Consider the following 22,723-nt stretch of genomic DNA (forward strand, 5'->3'; position numbering starts at 1 on the left):
TATTTTTTATCCCACAAATAAATTCAGTAACAGTACGCCTGCTAATCCCATAACTCCAATGATGGTTTCCATGACGGTCCATGTTTTGAAAGTATCCGAAATACTGATTCCAAAATACTCTTTAAACATCCAGAAGCCCGTGTCATTCACATGCGAACACATTAAACTTCCTGCTCCTATAGACAATACCATCAATTCCGGACTTATTCCGGAACTAACGACCAAAGGCTGAACAATTCCTGCTGCAGTTAATCCAGCTACGGTTGCTGAACCCAACGCAATGCGAATAATAGTTGCGATTAACCAACCTAAAAGTAAAGGAGAAAGTGTCGATTGTTTGAAAAAAACAGCTAAATCAGTACCAATGCCGCTGTCAATTAATAATTGTTTGAAAGCACCACCGGCTGCAATAATCATAATAATCATTGTGGCGGAACTCAGCGCCGAACTGGATTTATCCATAATGTCCTGCATTTTTCTACCCCGATTGATGCCTAAAAAAATAATTGCAAACAATACCGCAATAAGCATTGAAGTTGTTGGATTTCCAATGAATCCAAGTATATGACGCAAAGAAGATGTTTCAGCTAAGGTTAATTCGCTTATTGTGGCTAATCCCATTAAGATTACAGGAGTTAAAGCGGCTAGAAAACTGATGCCGGATGTGGGCATTTCGTTTTCAGTGAATGTCTTGCTTTCAAATAATCCTTTAGGTGGATTGGAGACGATTTTTTTAATGAATTCCGGAAAAATAATTCCGGAAATCAGTAAAGTAGGAATCGCGATTACCAATCCGTATAATAAAGTTTGACCAATGTCAGCTTTAAAAATAACGGCAATGGCCGTTGGTCCTGGATGAGGCGGCAAAAAACCGTGTGTCACCGAAAGTGCTGAAGCCATGGCAATTCCAAGATAAATTATAGGCTGTTTAGTACTTTTTGCGACAGCGAAAACCATTGGAATCAAAATTACAAATCCGGCATTGTAGAACATCGAAATTCCTACCGCAAAGCCAGTAAGCAACATCGCCCATTTAATATGTTTGATTCCAAAAGCATCAATCATTGCCGAGCTTATTCGTTGTGCCGCACCACTGTCCGAAAGGATATTTCCCAATATAACTCCTAAAGCAATAATCAAAACCAAAGAACCTAATGTACTCCCAATCCCTTGTTGTAGTGAGTTAATAATGTCAGGAAAGAGCATGCCTTTGGTAATTCCCACAAAAAAAGAAGCAATTATCAATGAAATAAAAGCATTGAGTTTTACTGCGGATATCAAAACAAGTAATAAAAGGATACTTACAATTAAGATCAATATGGACATAGACTGGAATGTGATAAATTAGAAATCATATAATGGCTGTCAAATCGAGGTTTAATTTTTTACAAAAAAAGCAATATAAAATGACGTATTATACCTATCGTCTGGACATAAGTCTAAAAATAAACACGTCCCGACGCTTCGGGATCACGAATTGCCACGAATTCATTCGTGAAATTAATTACACGAACTGTATTAGCCGCATAGATTTGTGAAAATTAGTGGAATTCGTGTTCAAATTTAACCTTTACTATTTGTGTCCATACGATAGGTTTTATATTAGTTTTGAAAAAACGTCAATGGTAGCGCAGTCGAGATTGTTTTTTAAACGTTAAATAAAGTAAAAAGATTTCTATCATTCGTTTTTCTCGACTGCATGACCGCCAAATTCATTTCGAAGTGCAGCAACAACTTTTCCGGAGAAGGTATCCTGCATTTGGGAACGGTAGCGCATCATGATCGAAAGAGCAATAACTGGAGTAGGAACGCCTAAATCCAATGCGGTTTCAAGTGTCCATTTTCCTTCACCAGACGAATGCATGATTCCTTTAATACTGTCTAAATGTGGGTCTTTCGAAAAGGCATTTTCTGTTAATTCCATTAACCAACTGCGAACCACGGAACCATGATTGAATAGTTTGGCCGTTTTTTCGAAATCAATATCAAATTCGGAATGTTCAAAAACCTCAAAACCTTCAGCGATGGATTGCATCATACCATATTCGATACCGTTATGAACCATTTTGGTAAAATGACCACTTCCCGCTGCACCAGTATATAAATGTCCATTTTCAACAGAAATATCCTTGAAAACTTGTGCTACATATTCAAATACTGCTGCGTCTCCGCCAATCATCGTACAAGCACCATTCAAAGCACCCGAAGTTCCTCCCGAAGTTCCACAGTCCAAAAAGTCAATGCCAAGTTCCTTCAGTTGGGAATAGCGATGTTTGGAATCTTTATAGTTTGAATTTCCACCGTCAATGATAATGTCCTTTTTTTCTAAAAAAGGAATCAGGGAAGTGATAACTGCATCCACAATTTCGCCGGCGGGTACCATCAGCCAAATGACTTTTCGATCGTTCAGTTTTTGACATAATTCCTGTACCGAATGTGCGGTGCTAATTCCTTCCTGACCTATTTTCACTACGAAGTCTGTATTGACATCTTGAGCTACTACTTCGTAACCATTTCGTTGTAAGTTAAGGGCAAGGTTGAAGCCCATTTTTCCTAATCCTATAATTCCAATTTGCATTGTTTTTAGTTTTAAATGTAATTTGAAGATGTTTTTGAGTAATCGATCAAAATCTTTTTCAAGTAAAAATATTGGTTTTAATTTTTTAACAAGCGATTTTTTATAAAAATATTTAATCTTTGAAAATACTGTGACTTTATAATGTCAAATCGAGCCCTTCGTCAAAAGCTCAGGACAGGCTATAGTCGAGATTTTTTTTGATATTTTATAGTATAAATAGGGTTTCGACTATAGCCTGTCCTGAGCGAAGTCGAATGGGCTCAACCTGACAATAATCAACAACAAATTTATTCCAGTAAATTAATAGATAAAATGGTATTATACAAATCAATATGTTAATTTAAATTTGTTTCACACATTTATCTATAGTTGAACTTTACCATTAACCAAATATTCTCGATTGTTTGAATCTCCTTTTTTTTAAGTTCTCCCATTATTGAGTGCATTAAGAGTGTTTTCTTATCGAAAGCATAAAGAAATTCCTGTTTTTTGGTTTTGAAACATTGAAAATCAATCTGTTTCAATTTTTGTCATGTACTTGGATTAATTTTTTAATTTAAAGAATTCCATATTCTAGGGAAAATCATCTTTAAAAGATAAATATTTAAAACATAAAAGTAAGAAAAATATTATATATATAATTTTATCATGTATTTAGTCGATGATATTTGTAGTTTAAGATAAAAAAATGTAATTTAGAGTAACGAATTAAAACTCATAACGCTCTTAAATAAATTTTCAGAAATTACTTTAAACGCTTGGTTGAAAAAGTTGAGGGCACAAAAAATATTTAGGGTATTTAATGCGTAGTTAAAAGAAACAGTTAAAAAAAGTGTATTAAAAAAATAATTAAAAGATGGAAATAGACAATAAGCAAAACGATGTATTCTTGTTCATAGGTGGATTTTTTGTTGCTGCTGCGAGTTTATCGGTGGCTATTTTAATGTTAATTTTTTTTTGCGAAATTTATGATTTTTCATAATAAGTCGCAAAGAATAAATAAAAACTAATAAACGATACCAACAGGGACTATACATATAGCTGCTTTAAATATTATTTGTAGATCAAAAAATACTTAAATTCAGATTTTGAGATTTTAAAGTAAAATAAATTTAAAATCAGAAGGGGAATATTATAATTACCTTCTCTGTTTTTAAAGAAGAAGTTATTTTGCCTTATTACATGACTAAAAAAGTTTATACACACGAGAACAGATAGTCGAATAATAACAATTATTAATGATTATAAATCCCATGTTGTACGTTCCCACAAAGTATAATATACATTTTCAATCTTTGCCAGCACATAAGAAATTAATTTTAGTACTATAAATAAACGCTCTTTCGGTTCGAGTTCAGAAAGTAAGGTTTGAATATGCAAATAAAACCCCCGCTAAATCTTTTTTAGTGGGGGTTTTTTTGTCCTGTTTGTGAATTGAAGTTGTTTTTTGAAAGTAATACGTATCAGGAACCTTCCAAAAATCCTATATTTGTATAGCTAGAATAACTGAATCGAAGAATGTATTTAAGACGAACTATGAAGCAACCATTAAACAAAAATAACAATATGCGATTATTTCTTAGTTGTTTTCTTTTCTTATCCGTTTTCAATATTTTTTCACAAGAAAAAGTGACTCCTGAAAATGCACCAAAAGTAAAAATTGATTCACTATATAGAGAAGATCAGTTTTATTTTGGATTAACTTTTAACACATTGCAAAACAAACCTGCGGGTTTATCTCAGAGTAAATTATCAACTGGTTTTTCGGCTGGTTTTCTTAGGGATATGCCTATAAATAAAAATAGAACCATTGCAATAGCATCCGGAATTGGTTTTACTTATAATAATTACAATCAAAATCTTTCGATTTATAAAACGGATCAAACGCCGGTTTATTCGATTATTGATGCCAATACAAGTTTTAGTAAAAACAAATTTTCACAACTATTAGTAGATGTGCCTATTGAGTTCAGATGGAGATCATCAACCTATGAGAGTTATAAGTTTTGGAGAATTTACGGAGGAGTTAAATTGAGTTATTTAATCTATGACAGATCTATTTTCAATGACGCTCAAGGTAAAATAGTTGTTTCGAGCAATAAGGATTTTAATAAATTGCTATACGGTGTTTATATTTCATCAGGTTATAATACAATAAATGTATATGCCTATTATGGTTTGAATTCCCTATTCAAATCCGCAAAAATTGATGGACAGCCCATCGATATGAAATCATTGAATATTGGAATTATTTTCTACATTTTATAGCCATAAATACAACAAAAGCAGCTGCGGCACACTTCCTAAAAGAAAACCAAGAATCAATTCAGAAGGGGTATGGGCTTTCATTTCTAAACGGGATGAAGCCACAAAACCATTCATTAGTATTAGAAGCGTAATCATAAAGCTATTCTGGATTTGATAATGTATACTTAATCCCATAACAAAAACGGTTAAGGAACTTATGCCCATCATATGAAGACTGGCTTTTGTCTTAAAAAACGACAATACTAATGCTTGTAAAGTGCTCATCAATGCTCCCAAAAAGAAAAAATGCAATTCGGGATATCGATCCAAAGTGATGCTTTTTCGAACCAATAGAATAAGGAGAAAACAGTGAATTATCAGTGGGATTTTACGTTGTGAGACTTCGGTAACCATGATAGAATCAATTTTTCCCGTTGCACGTAATAGTAAAAAAAGCAGAATGGGAATGATTACTGTAACAATTAAGATTTGGAATAATACGAAAAGTTTTTCCTGATTCACAAAAAAAGAAATGTTGAAAAAAAGGTAAACCAAGGTCGCCATTACCGGTATGAATATCGGATGAAAAATATAAGAGAATATCGGCAGGATTTTTTTCAAGATTTCTAGTGTTGTTTGGACTAACAAATATAACGATTCTGATAAAATAGTTAGCGTAAGTTTATGGTGTTTTTAACTTTTACAATGCTTTAGAATGAGATTTCGTTCGAGTTTTAATAAACAGAAATAGCTATAAATTGTAACGTTTAGAAGTCTTCATTTTGAAAAGAAGTGTTATTTTTGAAGAAGTTTTAGAAAGAGACCAATTAATTGCTGCGCTTACGCAAAAGTGACGCTTCTTTCTTTTCGATTTAAAAATTCGTGTCAATCAGTAAAATCGCCGTCATTCGCGTTGCAAACCAATGAGTCTAAAAATCCAAAATATTATTCCTCAAATTCAGGCTGAATTTGTAGGCAACAACAGTACCATTTCAATTGATACTATTTCTATCGACAGTCGCTCATTGCAAAATGGTTCGCAAACCTTGTTTTTTGCATTGGTTGGAAGTAATAATGATGCGCACGTTTACATTAAAGATTTAATTGAAAAAGGCGTTCAAAACTTCGTAGTTACCCATATTCCTGAAGGCTGTGAAGCCAAAGCCAATTTTCTGGTTGTCAGAAATACATTGGAAGCCTTGCAGGAATTCGCAGCGTATTATCGCAGTCTTTTTCATTTTCCTATTATCGGATTGACTGGAAGTAACGGTAAAACGATAGTAAAGGAATGGTTGAACTTTCTCCTGAGTCCGGATTATAATATTATTCGAAGTCCAAAGAGTTATAACTCACAGGTTGGAGTTCCTTTATCAGTGCTGGGAATTAATGAGCAACACAATCTTGGGATTTTTGAAGCAGGGATTTCTACCGGTTCAGAAATGGAAAAACTGAAACCCATTATCAAACCAACGATTGGGATTTTAACGAATATTGGTTCCGCACACGATGAAGGTTTTACGAGTTTAGAAGAAAAAATAAAAGAGAAAATGCTGCTTTTTGAAGATTCAGAAGTGATCATTTATCAAAAAAATGATAGTGTTGATTCCTTTATTTCTAAAAAAGCAAAAGCATTTACATGGAGTTTTGATTCTAAAGATGCGGATGTTTTTGTTTTTAATGTGGCAATTAAAAACGAGAGCACAACCATTCAGTACCGATACAAAGGAGATTCATTCGAATTGACAATTCCGTTTCAGGATAAAGCTTCCATTGAAAATGCAATTTCGTGTTTGATGGTTTTGTTGTATTTTAAATATGAAGGGAAGACGATTCAAAACCGAATGGAATTGTTGTATCCCGTTGAAATGCGCCTGAAAGTTAAAAACGGAATCAATAATTGCAGTATTATTGATGATAGTTACAGTTCCGATTTTCAATCGCTGAAAATCGCCTTGGATTTTCTGGAAAGTCAAAATAAACGTCAAAAGAAGACGCTAATATTATCGGATATTTTTCAAAGCGGTTTGTCCAATGGAGAATTGTATTCCAAAGTTTCCCAATTGATTGTATCGAACAAAATTACCAGAGTTATCGGGATTGGTGAAACCATTTCGTCATTCGAAAATAAATTTACCAACTGTGTTACTTTCAAAAACACGGAAGCATTTATTTCTAGTTTCGACGATTTGAATTTTAGTAATGAAACGATTTTGATTAAAGGAGCACGTACCTTTCATTTTGAAGAAATCGTAGCTTTATTAGAAGAGAAAACACATGAAACCGTTCTTGAAATTAACCTGAATGCCATCAGTCATAACTTAAATTTCTTCAAATCAAAGCTGAAACCTAAAACTAAAATAATGGTGATGGTAAAGGCTTTTGGTTATGGAAGCGGTGGTCTTGAAATAGCCAAGTTGCTGGAACATCACAAAGTGGATTATTTGGGCGTGGCTTTCGCCGATGAAGGAATCTCGTTAAAAAATAGCGGAATTCATTTACCAATTATGGTATTGAATCCGGAAACAACCAGTTTTGCTGCGATAATTCAACATCAATTAGAGCCTGAAATTTATAGCTTGAAAGGATTGCGTGCGTTTCTGAAAATCGCAGAGCAAAAAAAACTGAAGCATTTTCCTATTCATATTAAGTTCGACACCGGAATGCATCGTTTGGGTTTTGAGAACAATACGATTGATGATCTGATTGCTACTTTAAAAGGAAATCAAACGGTTCAAGTAAAAAGTATTTTGTCTCACATGGCCACGAGCGACGATTTAGAACACAAAGATTTTGCACATTCACAAATTGATTTGTTTGAGAATTTATCTTTAAAATTAATGACCGAATTGCAAATAAAACCCATTCGGCATATTTTAAATACTTCGGGAATCAGTAATTATCCGGATTCACAATACGATATGGTTCGCCTAGGAATTGGTCTTTACGGGGTTTCAAATGATCATGAGGAACAGAAATACTTAGAAAACGTTGGGACACTTAAATCCGTGATTTCTCAAATCAGAACCATTCCTGCTGGTGAAAGCGTGGGGTATGGCAGACGGTTTATGGCGGAGAAACCCACAAAAATTGCCACAATTCCTATAGGTTATGCAGATGGTATTTCGAGAGGGTGGGGAAATGGAGTCGGATTTGTAACCATTAAAAATGAAAAAGCAACTATCCTTGGTAGTATTTGCATGGATATGTTAATGGTAGATGTCACTGGAATTGATTGCAAGGAAGGTGATGCGGCAATTATTTTTGGCGAAAGCCCATCGGTGAATTATATTGCCCAAAAGTTAAACACGATACCGTATGAAATTCTTACGAGTATATCGCAACGAGTGAAACGGGTGTTTTATAGAGAGTAATTGATTTTGGATAAACGACTGTTGATTGTATTAAAATTTTGATTAAATTCGTTTAACAAAAATATATTTTTAACCTAAAAAAATTAATTATGGGATTTTTCGGTGATTTTAAAGCCTCTTTAATGAAAGGTGATGTGTTGAGTTTGGCAACTGCAGTAGTTATTGGTGCTGCGTTTGGTAAAATTGTTGGCTCTGCTGTAGATGACGTTATAATGCCAATTGTAGGTTTGCTTACAGGTGGAATTGATTTTACACAAAAATTCATCACGTTAGATGGGAATAGTTATGAAACTTTAGCTGCTGCAAAAGCTGCCGGAGCTGCAGTAATTACTTATGGAAATTTAGTTCAAGCGATTATCAATTTCGTTATTATTGCCTTCTTTATTTTTGTTATTTTAAGAGCTGCTGAAAAAGCCAGAAAGAAAGAAGAAGTTGCACCTGCTGCTCCAGCTGGACCTACACAGGAAGAATTGCTTACTCAAATTAGAGATTTATTAAAAAAATAATACCGCTATACTATAATATTCTAATTTATCCTGAATTAATTTCAGGACTAAACCGTTTCTTAATTGAGGCGGTTTTTCTTTTTGTTTAAAATAAACAGAACAATGGATTATATAGTTTAAATAAATTAAGCGCAGATTCAAATATTTTAAAATTAATTTGATTGCTTGAAAGCTTTTAATAATTCGTTTGTTAAATTTATAACATTTTGTTATTTTTTGTGAACACGCTTGTTTTGATTTGAATATTACTTACTTTTGCCATTCAAATTTAGTACTCAATAATAAAAATATACTATGAGAATAGCAGTTGTAGGCGCTACTGGAATGGTTGGCGAAGTAATGTTAAAAGTATTGGCAGAAAGAAATTTCCCTGTAACAGAATTAATCCCGGTTGCTTCTGAAAGATCAGTGGGAAAAGAAATAGAATATAAAGGTAAAAAATATAAAGTGGTTGGTATGCAAACTGCTGTGGACATGAAAGCGGATATAGCTTTGTTTTCTGCAGGAGGAGATACTTCACTGGAATGGGCTCCAAAATTTGCAGCAGCAGGAACAACGGTTATCGATAATTCATCGGCTTGGAGAATGGATCCAACCAAAAAATTAATCGTTCCTGAAATCAATGCTGAGGAATTGACCGCAGCAGATAAAATTATTGCAAATCCAAACTGTTCTACCATTCAAATGGTATTGGTTTTGGCACCATTGCATAGAAAATACAACATCAAACGTGTTATTGTTTCTACTTACCAATCGATTACCGGAACAGGTGTAAAAGCAGTTCAGCAATTAGAAAATGAATACGCAGGAGTTCAAGGTGAAATGGCTTACAAATATCCAATTCACAGAAATGCGATTCCACAATGCGATTCTTTTGAAGATAATGGCTATACCAAAGAAGAAATGAAATTGGTTCGTGAAACCAAAAAAATATTAAGTGATAATTCTATTGCAGTTACGGCTACTGCTGTTCGTGTGCCAATTGTTGGCGGACATAGCGAAGCGGTGAATGTGGAATTCACCAATGATTTTGATTTAAGTGAAGTACGAAATATTTTGCGTCATACCGATGGTGTGGTGGTTCAGGATAATAACGACACTTATACATACCCAATGCCAATGTATGCGCAAGGAAAAGATGATGTTTTTGTAGGTAGAATTCGTCGTGACGAAAGCCAGGAAAATACATTGAATATGTGGATTGTTGCTGATAATCTTAGAAAAGGAGCAGCGACAAACACGATACAAATTGCCGAATATTTGATTGCAGCTAAATTGGTGTAACCTAAAATTAGATTTTGATGTAGAAAGGCACTGCAGTGCCTCTCTACCTATTTATAAAAAACTACAACGCTAAAAGTTGTAGTTTTTTGTTTTAAATAGGGGTTACATTTTTATGTTTTCTTACCTTTGTGGCGAATGAAAAAGAAACAGCTCATAATTAATCTTTTCTTTGCGATTGCACTGTTGTTCTCCATAGTGTTTCAATCGTTTCACGGGTATGAGCATCTGGAAAAGAAACTTTCAGAAAAGGTCTGTTATCACAAACACGATTCTAATAAGGCAGAATTAACCCATCAACATAGAGGTTTTGACCATTGTTTGCTTTGTGAATTCACTTCCAGCAGTTACATTTCTCCAAAAAATTTCTCGTATCAATTATACTCCAGTCACAAAGAAATTCCTTATTTTCTTACTGACAAGGAAACGATTATTTCGTTTTCAGGAAGTTTATATTCTCATCGCGGACCACCGGTAAATAGTTAGGTTGAATTTATTTCAGCACTTATCATTTCTATTTTATTTACTAAATAATTCCAGTCTCGACTCCCTCTCCTTCTTACTCCCCTCCTTCGGAGGTGCGGGGGGAGGAAAGAGGGTTCAGGTGAGGAACAATACAATCATTTTCAATGAAAAAATTTATTATAGCCCTATTTTTGGGATTTTCGGCGATGCTTCATGCGCAAAATTCAATATCGGGAACCGTAACCGATATGAAAAGTCAGCCTATAAAAGGCGTTTCGGTATATGCATCAGAATTGCATAAAGGAACAACAACGGATGAGAACGGAAAATATGCATTGACCAATCTCCCTAATGGAAAACTAAAACTCACCTTTACATTCATAGGATTTGGAACACAGAATAAAACCATAACCAGTTTACAAAAAGAAAATACACTAGATGTAATCCTCGAAGAAACAATATTTGAGATGGATGAAGTGATTGTTTCTACCGCTTTCAATAAAATACAATCGCAAAATGTGATGAAAGTAGAACACGAAAGCATCAAAAATATGCAACGAAAAGGAACCGCAACTTTGATAGAAGGACTGGCCACCATCCCAGGTGTTTCGCAGGTTTCTACAGGAACTTCCATTGGGAAACCAGTAATTCGTGGACTGAGCGGGAATCGTGTTTTGGTGTATTCACAAGGTGTTCGCATAGAAAATCAGCAGTTTGGAGACGAACACGGTTTGGGATTAAATGACTCGGGAATAGAAAGTGTTGAGGTGATTAAAGGACCGGCTTCTTTGTTGTATGGTTCGGATGCTTTGGGTGGCGTTTTGTATTTTAATCCCGAAAAATTTGCTGACGCCAGTACATTCAAAACTAATTTCAGCCAAAAATATTTCTCGAATACGCTGGGAAGTAATTCCTCTTTGGGATTGAAAACATCTACTGATAACTGGAAATTTCTCGCTCGTGGAAGTTACAATATCCATTCCGATTATAAAATTGCCGATGGCGAACGAGTAACCAATACGCGTTACAATGAAACTGATTTCAAAACTGGAATTGGGTACAGCAATGCCAAATTTTCAAGTGTATTGCGTTACAATTACAATGACTTGGATTTAGGAATTCCGGAAGATGGCGTTGCGGAACAAACCACTAGTAAGAAAACAGGATTTCCAAAACAAGGCGTTTTTAATCATCTGTTGAGTTTGAACAACGTTTTCTTTTTCCAGAAATCAAAACTGGATGTCGATTTGGGTTATGTTGCCAATGATCGAAGTGAATTTGAAGATAGTGATGTTGCGGTTTTGCACATGAAACTAAAAACATTCAATTATGATGCAAAATACCATTTGCCAATAATAGGGGAAGTGGAAACTATTTTTGGAATTCAGGGAATGCACCAAACCAACACCAACTCAGGTGAAGAATATTTAATTCCGGATGCGACTACAAATGATTTTGGTTTTTTTGGAACCGCTAATTACGAGTGGAAAACGAATGTACTCCAAGCCGGTTTGCGTTTTGATAATAGAAAAATCACTACTGAAGCCTATGGTATTCCCGGTGAAGAAGGTTCGTTTGAAGCTATCGACAAATCATATGACAGTTTTAATGCTTCGTTAGGATACAAAACGAATCTGGCCGATGATTTGACTTTGCGACTGAATCTCGCTTCCGGTTTTAGAGCGCCAAACCTGGCCGAATTAACGTCCAATGGTGTTCACGAAGGAACAAATCGCTATGAAGTAGGAAACAGTGATTTGGAAACCGAGCAAAACGTACAAACTGATTTGAATTTAGAATACAGAACTGATCATTTTGAGTTTTTTGTCAATGGATTTTACAATCACGTCAACAATTATATTTATACATCGCCAACGGGTATTGTGATTGATGAAAATGCTGTGTTTGATTACATTCAGAACGATGCCAAATTGTACGGGGGCGAAATAGGACTGCATTTACATCCACATCCTTTGGATTGGTTGCATTATGAAACCAGTTTTGAAAACGTAACCGGTAAGAAACAAAACGGAGATTATTTGCCGTTAATTCCGGCTAACAATTGGAATAACACCATTAGAACGGAGTTCAAAATCAAAAATTGGCTTGAAGATGGTTTTGCCACTTTGAATGTTTCCACGACTTTCAATCAGAATAATGTGAGTGGTTTTGAAACGGAATCCAATGGGTATTCGTTAGTGAATCTGGGTTTTGGAGGAAAGGTAAAACTGGGGAAAATCGCTTTTGATGTCAACCTGAACGGGAATAATGTTTTAGACAAAAGATACATCGCGCACCTTTCTCGCTTGAAAACTGATAGAATTCCTAACATAGGAAGAAACGTGGTTTTGGGTGTGAATTTTAATTTGTAATTCATTTGCTTCAGCAAAAAAACAAAAAGGCTATTCGAAAAGAGTAGCGTTTTTTGGATTTAACTTAAATGGACTTATATTTCTTACATGGTTTGTGTTTCTCAACATATAAGAGATATAAGTCCATTTAAGGATTGATTTTATTATTTGAATTATGTCTACAATGCGGACATAATTGGCTTTTACTTAGATGAACTTATATTTCTTACATGGTTTGTGTTTTTCAACATATAAGGGATATAAGTCCATTTAAGAATTGATTTTTAATTTGCGACATTCACAGAACTGTAATAAAAAAGGCATTCGTGCGACTAACTCTTTTTAAGAATTCCTTTCATAAGGAAAACTAACTATTTGTCTATTTTTGTAACAACCTAAATCAGAATTTAATGAAAAAAACCTTTTTAATAATGGCAGTTTCAACTACAATAGCATCTTTTGGTCAAAACCAAAATCCCATAAAATATCCAACTACGAATAAAGGAGAAACAGTTGATGTGTATTTCGATACTAAACTTGCCGATCCGTACCGCTGGCTCGAAGACGACAAATCTGCTGAAACCGGTGCTTGGGTAAAAGCCCAAAACAAAGTGACCTATGATTATTTATCCCAAATTCCGTTTCGTGATGTGTTAAAAGCAAGAATGGAAAAACTGTGGAATTATGAGAAAATAGGTGCGCCTTTCAAAGAAGGAAATTATACGTATTACTACAAAAATAATGGATTGCAAAACCAATCCGTGTTGTACAGAAAAGACGTGAAAGGAACAGAAACTGTTTTCTTGGATCCCAATACTTTTTCTAAAGACGGAACTACTTCCCTTGGCGGATTGGATTTCTCTAAAGACGGTTCTACAGTGGCCTATGCCATTTCAGAAGGCGGCAGCGACTGGAGAAAAGTCATTATCATGGATGCCATCACCCAAAAAATTATAGAAGGCACCCTTGTTGATGTGAAATTCAGCGGTGTATCTTGGAGAGGAAACGAAGGATTCTATTATTCCAGTTATGACAAACCAAAAGGAAGCGAATTATCGGCAAAGACAGACCAACATAAATTGTATTATCACACGTTAGGAACCCCACAAAAGCAAGATAAAATTATCTTTGGCGCAGACCAAAAACGGCGCTATGTAGGCGGACATGTTACTGAGGACAATCATTATTTGGTCATTACAGCATCGACTTCTACTTATGGAAATGAATTGTACATCAAAGATTTGACAAAATCCAACAGTCCTATTGTGACCATTGTAGATAATTTCAAGAGTGATAGCAATATTATTGATAACGAAGGCGGAAAATTATTCATAGAAACCGACTTAAATGCGCCCAACAAACGCATCGTTACTGTGGACGTCAACAATCCGAAACCGGAAAACTGGAAAGATTTTATTCCCGAAACTGAGAATGTTTTGTCTCCATCCACAGGCGGCGGATATTTCTTTGCGAATTACATGAAAGATGCCGTTTCGGTGGTGAAACAATACGATTATTCTGGAAAATTGGTTCGTGAAATTCAATTGCCGGGTGTAGGAACTGCAGGCGGTTTTAGCGGAAAGAAAAAAGAAAAAATACTCTATTATTCGTTCACTAATTACATCACTCCGGGTTCTATCTACTCGTTTGAACCAAAATCGGGAACTTCAGCCGTATATGAAAAACCAAAAGTAGATTTCAACAGCGAAGAATATGAGTCGAAACAAGTGTTTTACACTTCCAAAGACGGAACCAAAATCCCAATGATTATCACCCATAAAAAAGGATTAAAACTCGACGGTACAAACCCAACGATGCTCTATGGTTATGGTGGATTTAATGTGAGTTTGACACCAAGTTTCAGTATTGCCAATGCCGTTTGGATGGAAAACGGAGGCGTTTTTGCCGTGCCCAACTTACGTGGCGGTGGCGAATACGGGAAAAAATGGCACGATGCGGGAACCAAAATGCAAAAACAAAATGTATTTGATGATTTCATCGCAGCGGCAGAATATCTGATTGCTCAAAAATATACTTCCTCTGAATTTCTTGCCATCCGTGGCGGGTCAAACGGTGGATTGTTGGTGGGTGCCACTATGAACCAACGTCCGGAGTTGATGAAAGTTGCTCTGCCGGCCGTAGGCGTGATGGACATGTTGCGCTACCATACTTTTACCTCAGGTGCAGGTTGGGCGTATGATTACGGAACGGCACAAGACAGTAAGGAAATGTTTGACTATATTAAAGGCTATTCTCCTGTACACAACATAAAAAAAGGAATACAATATCCGGCTACGATGATTACCACTGGCGATCACGACGATAGAGTAGTGCCGGCGCATAGTTTCAAATTTGCTGCCGAATTGCAAGAAAAACAAACTGGAATAAACCCAACCCTAATCCGAATTGACATCAATGCAGGTCACGGTGCAGGAAAATCCGTGGCGGCAACCATTCAGGAAAATGTAGATATCCAAGCATTTACTTTGTACAATATGGGTGTAAACGTATTGCAAAAGTTAAATAATTAAGACCTATTCTAATTTTTTTTTAGGAGCTATTCCCGCTTTCCGGCTTTATCTTTTTTGAGGCGAAGAAAAATCGCCTCAAAAAAGGATATCGCCTGTAATCGGGGCTAACCCAATGGAAAGATTTGGTGTTTTCTGAAAAATTTTGACGTTTGTCCAGCAATAGTTTTTTTAAACCTCTAGGATAAAAAAATTATATGACTATCCGTAATGCGGACTAAAATCATTTCGAATACAATTTTCGTCGTTTGTACATTTATAAAGCATAAATATTAGCCCACAGATTGTACAGATTATGCCGATTTACACGGATTTTTTTACTTGGTGAATCAAACTGTTATTTAAATCTGTGCAAAATCCGTTCAATCCGTGTTATCTGTGTGTCCTATTTTATCCTTTGGAACATATTGCGGACTGTCATATTATTTTTTAGCCACGAATTTCACGAATTTGCGGCTAAATTTTTCTTTAGTATTATTTACGGATAGTCATAAAAAATTAAATAATTTATCTAATTCCTTAGCCCTGATAGTAGTGAAAATCCTTTATGTTTTTTCTTTAAAAACATAAAGATTGTAACGGATAGCGGGAAATGGCTCCAAAAAACAAAATGCTATTTTTTCTTCAAAGCATCAATCTCCTCATCGGTATGTTCGATAATATCAATTTTTGGTTCGATGAATTCCTGTTCGTTCGCCAATGTTTTATTTAAGGTTAAAACCAAAGCTGGCAATAACATTAAATTCGACAGCATTCCGAACAATAAAGTCAATGAAATTAGTCCGCCAAGCGCTATTGTTCCGCCAAAACTGGACAGCATAAACACCGAAAATCCGAAGAATAACACGATGGAAGTGTAGAACATGCTCAAACCGGCATCCGTAAATGTAGCGTAAACAGATTTGCGTATTTTCCAGTTGTTTTTCTTTAATTCCTCGCGGTATTGTGCTAAAAACCGAATCGTATCATCCACCGAAAGTCCAAATGCAATTCCGAAAACCAATATCGTTGACGGTTTCAAAGGAATGTCCAGATAACCCATAATTCCTGCAGTTAGCAATAACGGCAATAAATTTGGGATGATGGAAACTAATACCATTTTGAACGAGCGAAACATAAACGCCACCAAAAGCGAGGTCAGGAAAAAGGCAAAAACCAAAGACGAAAGTAAATTGTCCAGAAGATAACCAGTTCCTTTTTGGAAAACTAATGCTTTTCCGGTAATCGTAACATGATAGCGGTCTGGCGGGAAAAGGGTATTGGCTTTTTTACGAATTTCTGCTTCAATCTTCGCTATGTTATCGCCGTTTTCATCACGCATAAAAGTCGTGATTCGGGCAAATTGCCCTGTTGAATCGACATAGCTTTTCATCAAATTGTCTTTGGAATTTTTAGTGGCATTTTTGGCATACGACAAAATAAACGACTGTTCCTGTGAGGTTGGCAATTCGTAATAATCCGGATTTCCGTTATAATAGGCTTGCTTGGAATATTTAACCAAATTGACAATTGAAATGGGTTTTGACAGTTCCGGAATTTCGTCAATGGTTTCCTCGAGTTCTTCCATTCGCTTCAGTGTAGACAATTTCATGACCCCTTTTTTGTGTTTGGTGTCAATCATGATTTCCAGTGGCATAACGCCGTCAAATTCTTTTTCGAAGAAAACAATATCTTCAAAAAAGGCTTCTTTTTTGGGCATGTCTTCAATTAAACTACCTGAAATACGCATTTTGTAAATTCCTATAATGCTAATTACCAATAGAATAACGGCAACCACGTAAATTGAAAAACGATTGTATTTTACGTTTCTCAGAATCCAGTCCATAAAAACCTTAACATAATTTCGATCTAAATGCTCAATATGTCTGTCTTTTGGCGGTGGAATATAACTGTGAAAAATAGGGATGACAATAATGCACAAAAAGAAAAGCGCCATAATATTAATGGAAGTCACTACTCCAAATTCTAATAGCAATTGATTATTGGAGGCAACAAACGTGGCAAAACCAATCGCTGTAGTAAGATTTGTCATTAGCGTTGCCATTCCCACTTTGGTGGTGACACGTTGTAAAGCTTTGACTTTATTTCTATGAACTTTGTATTCCTGATGGTACTTATTGGTCAGGAAAATACAATTTGGAATCCCGATAACAATAATCAAAGAAGGAACCAAAGCAGTTAAAACCGTGATTTCGTAATTTAATAATCCTAAAAAGCCAAACGACCACATCACACCAATGATTACAATAATCATTGAAATTAAGGTGGCTCTAAAACTTCTGAAAAAGAAAAAGAAAAGCAATGAGGTTACCAATAATGAGGCTCCAATGAAGATGCTTATTTCGTCGACAATAGTTTTTGCATTTAATGTTCTGATGTAGGGCATTCCTGAAACACGAAGGTCGATTCCGGTTTCTTTTTCGAATGTTTCTACTGCGGGAACTAACTTCTCTAAAATAAAATCTTTTCGCGCTGCAGTGTTTACAATTTTTTTATCCATGTAAACGGCAGAGCGAATGCTTCCCGATCTTTTGTTAAAAAGTAATCCTTCGTAAAAAGGCAAATCATTGAAAAGTTCTTTTTTTATTTTTTGAAGATAGGCTTTGTCAACAGTTTTGCTTTGGTCAACAAAAGGAACCAATTCGAAGGTTTCGAGCGAATCGTTTTTCTGTAATTTCTTTAGGTCGTTTAAGGAAATAACCAAATCAACGGCTTTGTCTCCTTTAAGACCGTTCATCAGTTTACTCCAAGAAGCATAGGCTTTTGGGGTAAAAATGGTATTATCCTTTACGCCTATGATGACTAAATTTCCTTCTTCGCCGAATTTATTCAAAAAGGCATTGTATTCTAGATTTACAATATTGTCGTCCGGTAATAAGTTAGCTTCGGTGAAAGTGAAATGGATATTCTTCCATTGCATTGCTAAAAGGACTGTTATCGCTATAATAATGGATAACATTAAAATTCTATTTCTAAGGACAACTCGAGCTATTAATTCCCAAAATCCTAAACTAAACCACTTAATCATAATTCATATTTAACGGCGGTAAAGGTAGTCAAAACCGCTATAAATCATTTGTTTTAAATAAAACTTTTTGGTGTGTTATGGGGTTAATTCCGGAGTTTTTTTATTTTACAATATATTAATTTTATGAGATATAAATTATACATTTGAATTTCTCATCTTTGTTTCTTTAAAGTTGGGAAAGTCCACATAAAAATACATATGAAGAATTATAAAAACGCATTATTTTATTTAGGTGTAACAGGTGGTTTCACTGCATTAATATATTGGATTATAAGTAAAGGAAAGCATTTAGAAGCTAATAAAACGATCATAAAATCGGAAAGTGAAAATGGTTCTTGGAATGATTTTTTAACTTCGATGCAACATAATTTTCAGGATCCACTGGCCATTCTTTTGGCACAAATTATTACAATAATCCTTGTGGCTCGTTTTTTTGGTTGGGTTTTCAAAAAAATCGGACAACCATCAGTTATAGGAGAAATCATTGCAGGAATTGTTCTAGGGCCCTCTTTGTTAGGAATGTATTTCCCGGAATTTTCAAGTGCTTTGTTTCCAGTTGAATCGTTAGGAAACTTAAAATTTTTAAGTCAAATAGGATTGATCCTTTTTATGTTCGTCATAGGAATGGAACTCGATATGAAAGTGTTGAAAAACAAAGCCAATGAAGCGGTTGTGATAAGCCATGCCAGTATTGTCATTCCATTTGCACTGGGGATTGGTCTGGCCTATTTTGTTTACAATAGATTTGCTCCCGAAGGAGTGAAATTCCTTGCTTTCAGTTTGTTTATGGGGATTGCCCTGAGCATAACTGCATTTCCTGTTTTGGCAAGAATCGTCCAGGAAAGAGGGGTACATAAAACGAAATTAGGAGCTATTGTGATTACTTGTGCCGCTGCCGATGATATTACCGCCTGGTGTATTTTGGCTGTAGTAATTGCGATTGTAAAAGCGGGAACTTTCGTTAGTTCGTTATACATTATTATGCTGGCCATAATTTATGTTGCTGCCATGATTTTTATTGTAAAACCATTTTTGAAAAGAATTGGGGACTTATATGGTTCTAAAGACAGTATAGTAAAACCTGTAGTGGCAATCTTTTTTCTTGTACTTATTCTTTCGTCTTATGCTACTGAAGTGATTGGTATTCATGCCCTTTTTGGTGCTTTTATGGCGGGAGCGATTATGCCGGATGTTCCAAAATTCAGAACGATATTCATAGAAAAAGTGGAGGATGTTGCGTTGATCCTTTTATTGCCTTTGTTTTTTGTGTTTACCGGTTTGAAAACCGAAATTGGACTTATCAATGATCCCTATTTATGGAAAGTTACCGGGTTTATTATTTTTGTAGCCGTGGTGGGGAAATTTTTAGGAAGCGCTTTAGCAGCCAAATTTGTAGGTCAGAGTTGGCGTGACAGTTTAACTATCGGTGCCTTGATGAATACGCGCGGTTTAATGGAATTAATTGTTTTAAATATCGGATTAGAGCTTAAAGTTTTGACTCCCGAAGTTTTTACAATGATGGTTATCATGGCATTAGTCACTACTTTTATGACTGGACCAGCTTTAGATTTAATCAATTATATATTCAAAACTAAAGATGGTGTTGAAATTGTAGAACAAACAAACCATAATAAATACCGAATTTTAATTTCGTTTGGAAACAATGAAAAAGGGAAATCCTTATTGCGATTGGCTAACAGTTTTATAAAGAAACAAAAAGCAAAATCCAGCATTACGGTGATGCATTTGTCATTAAGTGATGAGGTACATACGTTTAATATGGAAGATAAAGAAAAAAATAGTTTTTATCCTATTGTCGAAGAATCGCAACTATTAAACCAGGATATCACTACTATTTTTAAAGCGACCCTTGATATTGAAACCGAAATTGCAGATGTAGCGAATCAAGGCGATTATGATTTGTTGCTGATAGGTTTAGGAAAATCTATTTTCGAAGGTACAATTCTCGGAAAAGTAATTGGTTTTACCACAAGGATAATTAACCCGGATCGATTGATTGATAAATTCACGGGAAAAGAAGGTTTGTTCGAAAATTCCCCTTTTGATGAAAGAACCAGACAAATTATTTCTAAAACTAAGATGCCTATAGGGATTTTGATTGATAAAGAACTGCAAAATGTAGATCAGGTTTTTATTCCAATTTTCAGTCCTGAAGATTCATTTTTGATTGATTATATCCAAAAATTAATTTACAATAACAATTCTAAAATTATCATTCTGGATGTAAACGGACATGTTGATACTAATTTTGTCATGAAGAGCGCCATTGATTCTCTAGAACAAAAATATCCTAATAACATTGGTTTAGTGGGAGATAAAACAATTAAAAAAGAATTTTTAGCCAATCAGGATTTAATGTTAATTAGTCTCGAAAGTTGGAAAGAACTTGTGGATTCCAGAAGTATTTGGTTGAGTGGAGTTCCTTCGGTATTGATTTTAAAACATTAATATGAATTGGATTTTATTGATTATAGGTGGACTTTTTGAAGTCGGTTTTGCGACTTGTTTGGGCAAAGCCAAAGAAAGTGCAGGTGCTACAGCAACATTGTGGTTGGGCGGATTTTTAATTTGTTTGACAATAAGTATGGTGTTGCTTTACAAAGCCACACAAACCTTGCCCATTGGGACTGCTTATGCAGTTTGGACAGGAATTGGCGCGGTGGGAACAGTTTTGGTTGGGATTTTTGTGTTTAAAGAACCCGCTGATTTTCGGAGAATTTTCTTTATCACTACTTTAATCAGTTCGATTATTGGACTCAAATTTGTGTCGAGTCATTAAATATCAAATGGGCTTTTTTAAAGTATTTTTAAACATAAAAGATGAATAGGATTCCAGAAAATAATGGTGTGATTTATATGTTTCTCACGATTATTATGTTATTGATAATCGTGCTTTGCTATCTTGTTTATCGATTAATTCAATCAGGAAAAGCGAAAGAAAGAGCAGAAGAAAAGTTTCATTTTCTTGAAATGAAAGTAAATAATTTACAGTTGGAAACATTGGAATCCAAACTCAATCCCCACCTTTTTAAAAATATTCTCAATTCAATTCAGTCACATGCGTATCAAACCTATTTTGCGTTAGATAAATTGGCGAATGTGCTGGATTATATTTTATATGAAAGTCAAAAAAAATTAGTTTCCCCAAAAGAAGAAATCGAGTTTGCATTGAATCTTATAGAAATCAATAAAATTAAAGTTAGTCCGCTTTTTGAATTGAAAGTAAAAACTAAAATCAATGAAGGTGAAATGCTCTACGAACAACGTCTTTTAGCACCTTTAATTTCGATTGATTTAATAGAAAATGCTTTTAAGCATGCTGATTTGCAAAGTGCAGATGCCTTTATTTCGGTTTTATTTGAATTCAAAGACAATTGTTTTTATTTGACCGTTTCAAATAAAATATCAGATAAAAAGACATTGAAAAAAGAACGAAGCGGTATTGGAGCCGCTACGTTGGAGCAAAGGTTAAAAATTATATACAAAAATCAGTTTAAACTCGATAAATTTGTAGAAAATGACATTTATATTGCACACCTAAAAATCAATCTTCTTGAATACAAAACTCAAATGCTTGCTGCTGGACGATGAATTACCGGGATTGACCTATCTGAAAATGCTTTGTGAGCAAATTCCAGAATTAGAAATTGTAAAAGCATTCAATAATCCAGAAAAATTACTGGCAGAAATTCCGAAACTCGATTTTGATTTGTGTATTTCAGATATCGAAATGCCAGGAATTGATGGTTTGACTCTTGCGGGTTTACTACAGAATAAATTAGTCATTTTTACCACTGCTTACAAAAACTATGCTGCCGAAGCATTTGATATTGATGCGGTTGATTATATCCTAAAACCGGTTACAAAGGAGCGTTTGCAAAAAGCAGTTGCAAAGGCTTTGGAACGATTTGATAAACCTTCGAATGTTAAAAAATTTATTCATTTGAATACTGATAAAGGGAAGGCATTGTTGTATTTTCATCAGATTGTATACATCAAGACTGCTGCGACTGACAGTAGAGATAAAGAAGTGTTTCTTGTTGGTGGTAGCCCCCTGATTTTAAAAAACATTAATTTTGATTCGCTTTTAAGTCAGCTTCCTCAGGCTGATTTTTGCAGAGTGAATAAAAAAGAAATCATTTCAATGAGAGCTGTGAAATTTTTCAATCACAATGAAATTACGCTCAGCCATCAGGAAGAAAACGGAAAATTCATCACATTAGTTCTGAGCGAAACCTATCGTTCTGACTTTTTAATAAAAGTAAAAATCTGATTTGTTACAAAGTTTTCCAATCTTGTTACATCCGACGGGAATTAACTTGTCGTTCTCTTTATTTCTCAAAAATC

The 22,723-nt window shown here is 34.9% G+C and carries 15 protein-coding genes; 11 read left to right on the forward strand and 4 right to left on the reverse strand.

Annotation, left to right across the window (positions count from 1 at the left end; genetic code table 11):
- Nucleotides 1-6: 6 nt before the first annotated feature.
- Complete coding sequence (locus tag ACNO7W_RS00980; protein ID WP_417936675.1) at nt 7-1,326, reverse strand: gluconate:H+ symporter; 1,320 nt, start codon at nt 1,324-1,326, stop codon at nt 7-9.
- Nucleotides 1,327-1,678: 352 nt separating this feature from the next.
- Complete coding sequence (gene gnd, locus ACNO7W_RS00985) at nt 1,679-2,578, reverse strand: phosphogluconate dehydrogenase (NAD(+)-dependent, decarboxylating) (RefSeq protein WP_417936676.1); 900 nt, start codon at nt 2,576-2,578, stop codon at nt 1,679-1,681.
- A 1,566-nt stretch (nt 2,579-4,144) separates the two neighbouring features.
- Here gnd and ACNO7W_RS00990 point away from each other — a divergent pair.
- On the forward strand, nt 4,145-4,846 hold the full coding sequence (locus ACNO7W_RS00990) for a porin family protein (protein WP_417936677.1): 702 nt from the start codon (nt 4,145-4,147) through the stop codon (nt 4,844-4,846).
- On the opposite strand, the gene ACNO7W_RS00995 is transcribed toward ACNO7W_RS00990, so the two are convergent.
- A complete protein-coding gene (locus tag ACNO7W_RS00995) occupies nt 4,841-5,446 on the reverse strand; it encodes a hypothetical protein (protein ID WP_417936678.1) in 606 nt (201 codons plus the stop codon). The two genes, ACNO7W_RS00990 and ACNO7W_RS00995, sit on opposite strands and share 6 nt — an antisense overlap.
- Before the next feature lie 302 nt (nt 5,447-5,748).
- Here ACNO7W_RS00995 and ACNO7W_RS01000 point away from each other — a divergent pair, with 302 nt between their 5' ends.
- From ACNO7W_RS01000 to ACNO7W_RS01025, 6 genes are all read left to right on the forward strand, one after another.
- Complete coding sequence (locus ACNO7W_RS01000; protein ID WP_417936679.1) at nt 5,749-8,196, forward strand: bifunctional UDP-N-acetylmuramoyl-tripeptide:D-alanyl-D-alanine ligase/alanine racemase; 2,448 nt, start codon at nt 5,749-5,751, stop codon at nt 8,194-8,196.
- An 89-nt stretch (nt 8,197-8,285) separates the two neighbouring features.
- Complete coding sequence (gene mscL, locus ACNO7W_RS01005; protein WP_143387594.1) at nt 8,286-8,702, forward strand: large conductance mechanosensitive channel protein MscL; 417 nt, start codon at nt 8,286-8,288, stop codon at nt 8,700-8,702.
- Between the two features lie 294 nt (nt 8,703-8,996).
- Nucleotides 8,997-9,986 carry an aspartate-semialdehyde dehydrogenase gene (locus tag ACNO7W_RS01010; RefSeq protein ID WP_417936680.1) on the forward strand — a complete coding sequence of 330 codons (990 nt, stop codon included), beginning with the start codon at nt 8,997-8,999 and terminating at the stop codon, nt 9,984-9,986.
- A 135-nt stretch (nt 9,987-10,121) separates the two neighbouring features.
- Nucleotides 10,122-10,469: a hypothetical protein gene (locus ACNO7W_RS01015; RefSeq protein WP_314896232.1), complete on the forward strand. Its 348-nt coding sequence runs from the start codon at nt 10,122-10,124 to the stop codon at nt 10,467-10,469.
- A gap of 143 nt (nt 10,470-10,612) precedes the next feature.
- Nucleotides 10,613-12,820 (forward strand): TonB-dependent receptor, encoded by a 2,208-nt coding sequence (locus ACNO7W_RS01020; RefSeq protein ID WP_417936681.1) that lies wholly within the window; start codon nt 10,613-10,615, stop codon nt 12,818-12,820.
- Between the two features lie 389 nt (nt 12,821-13,209).
- Nucleotides 13,210-15,330 carry a prolyl oligopeptidase family serine peptidase gene (locus tag ACNO7W_RS01025; RefSeq protein ID WP_417936682.1) on the forward strand — a complete coding sequence of 707 codons (2,121 nt, stop codon included), beginning with the start codon at nt 13,210-13,212 and terminating at the stop codon, nt 15,328-15,330.
- A gap of 610 nt (nt 15,331-15,940) precedes the next feature.
- Here the strand turns inward: ACNO7W_RS01025 and ACNO7W_RS01030 are convergent.
- The gene (locus ACNO7W_RS01030) at nt 15,941-18,355 is read right to left on the reverse strand and encodes an efflux RND transporter permease subunit (protein WP_417936683.1); all 2,415 of its coding nucleotides are present in this window, start codon (nt 18,353-18,355) and stop codon (nt 15,941-15,943) included.
- 198 nt (nt 18,356-18,553) lie between these two features.
- Here ACNO7W_RS01030 and ACNO7W_RS01035 point away from each other — a divergent pair, with 198 nt between their 5' ends.
- Genes ACNO7W_RS01035 through ACNO7W_RS01050 form a run of 4 tightly spaced genes read left to right on the forward strand, consistent with a single transcriptional unit; the run spans nt 18,554 to nt 22,649 of the window.
- Complete coding sequence (locus tag ACNO7W_RS01035; protein WP_417936684.1) at nt 18,554-20,824, forward strand: cation:proton antiporter; 2,271 nt, start codon at nt 18,554-18,556, stop codon at nt 20,822-20,824.
- Between the two features lies 1 nt (nt 20,825).
- Nucleotides 20,826-21,155, forward strand: coding sequence for a DMT family transporter (locus ACNO7W_RS01040; protein WP_417936685.1), 330 nt, complete (start codon nt 20,826-20,828; stop codon nt 21,153-21,155).
- A gap of 41 nt (nt 21,156-21,196) precedes the next feature.
- Nucleotides 21,197-21,967, forward strand: a complete 771-nt coding sequence (locus tag ACNO7W_RS01045) for a sensor histidine kinase (RefSeq protein WP_417936686.1) — start codon at nt 21,197-21,199, stop codon at nt 21,965-21,967.
- Nucleotides 21,930-22,649 carry a LytR/AlgR family response regulator transcription factor gene (locus ACNO7W_RS01050; protein WP_143387586.1) on the forward strand — a complete coding sequence of 240 codons (720 nt, stop codon included), beginning with the start codon at nt 21,930-21,932 and terminating at the stop codon, nt 22,647-22,649. Before ACNO7W_RS01045 ends, ACNO7W_RS01050 begins: the two co-directional genes overlap by 38 nt.
- Nucleotides 22,650-22,723 lie beyond the last annotated feature (74 nt).

The organism is Flavobacterium sp. ZB4R12 (assembly GCF_048276375.1).
In the GTDB taxonomy this organism is placed as follows: domain Bacteria; phylum Bacteroidota; class Bacteroidia; order Flavobacteriales; family Flavobacteriaceae; genus Flavobacterium; species Flavobacterium gawalongense.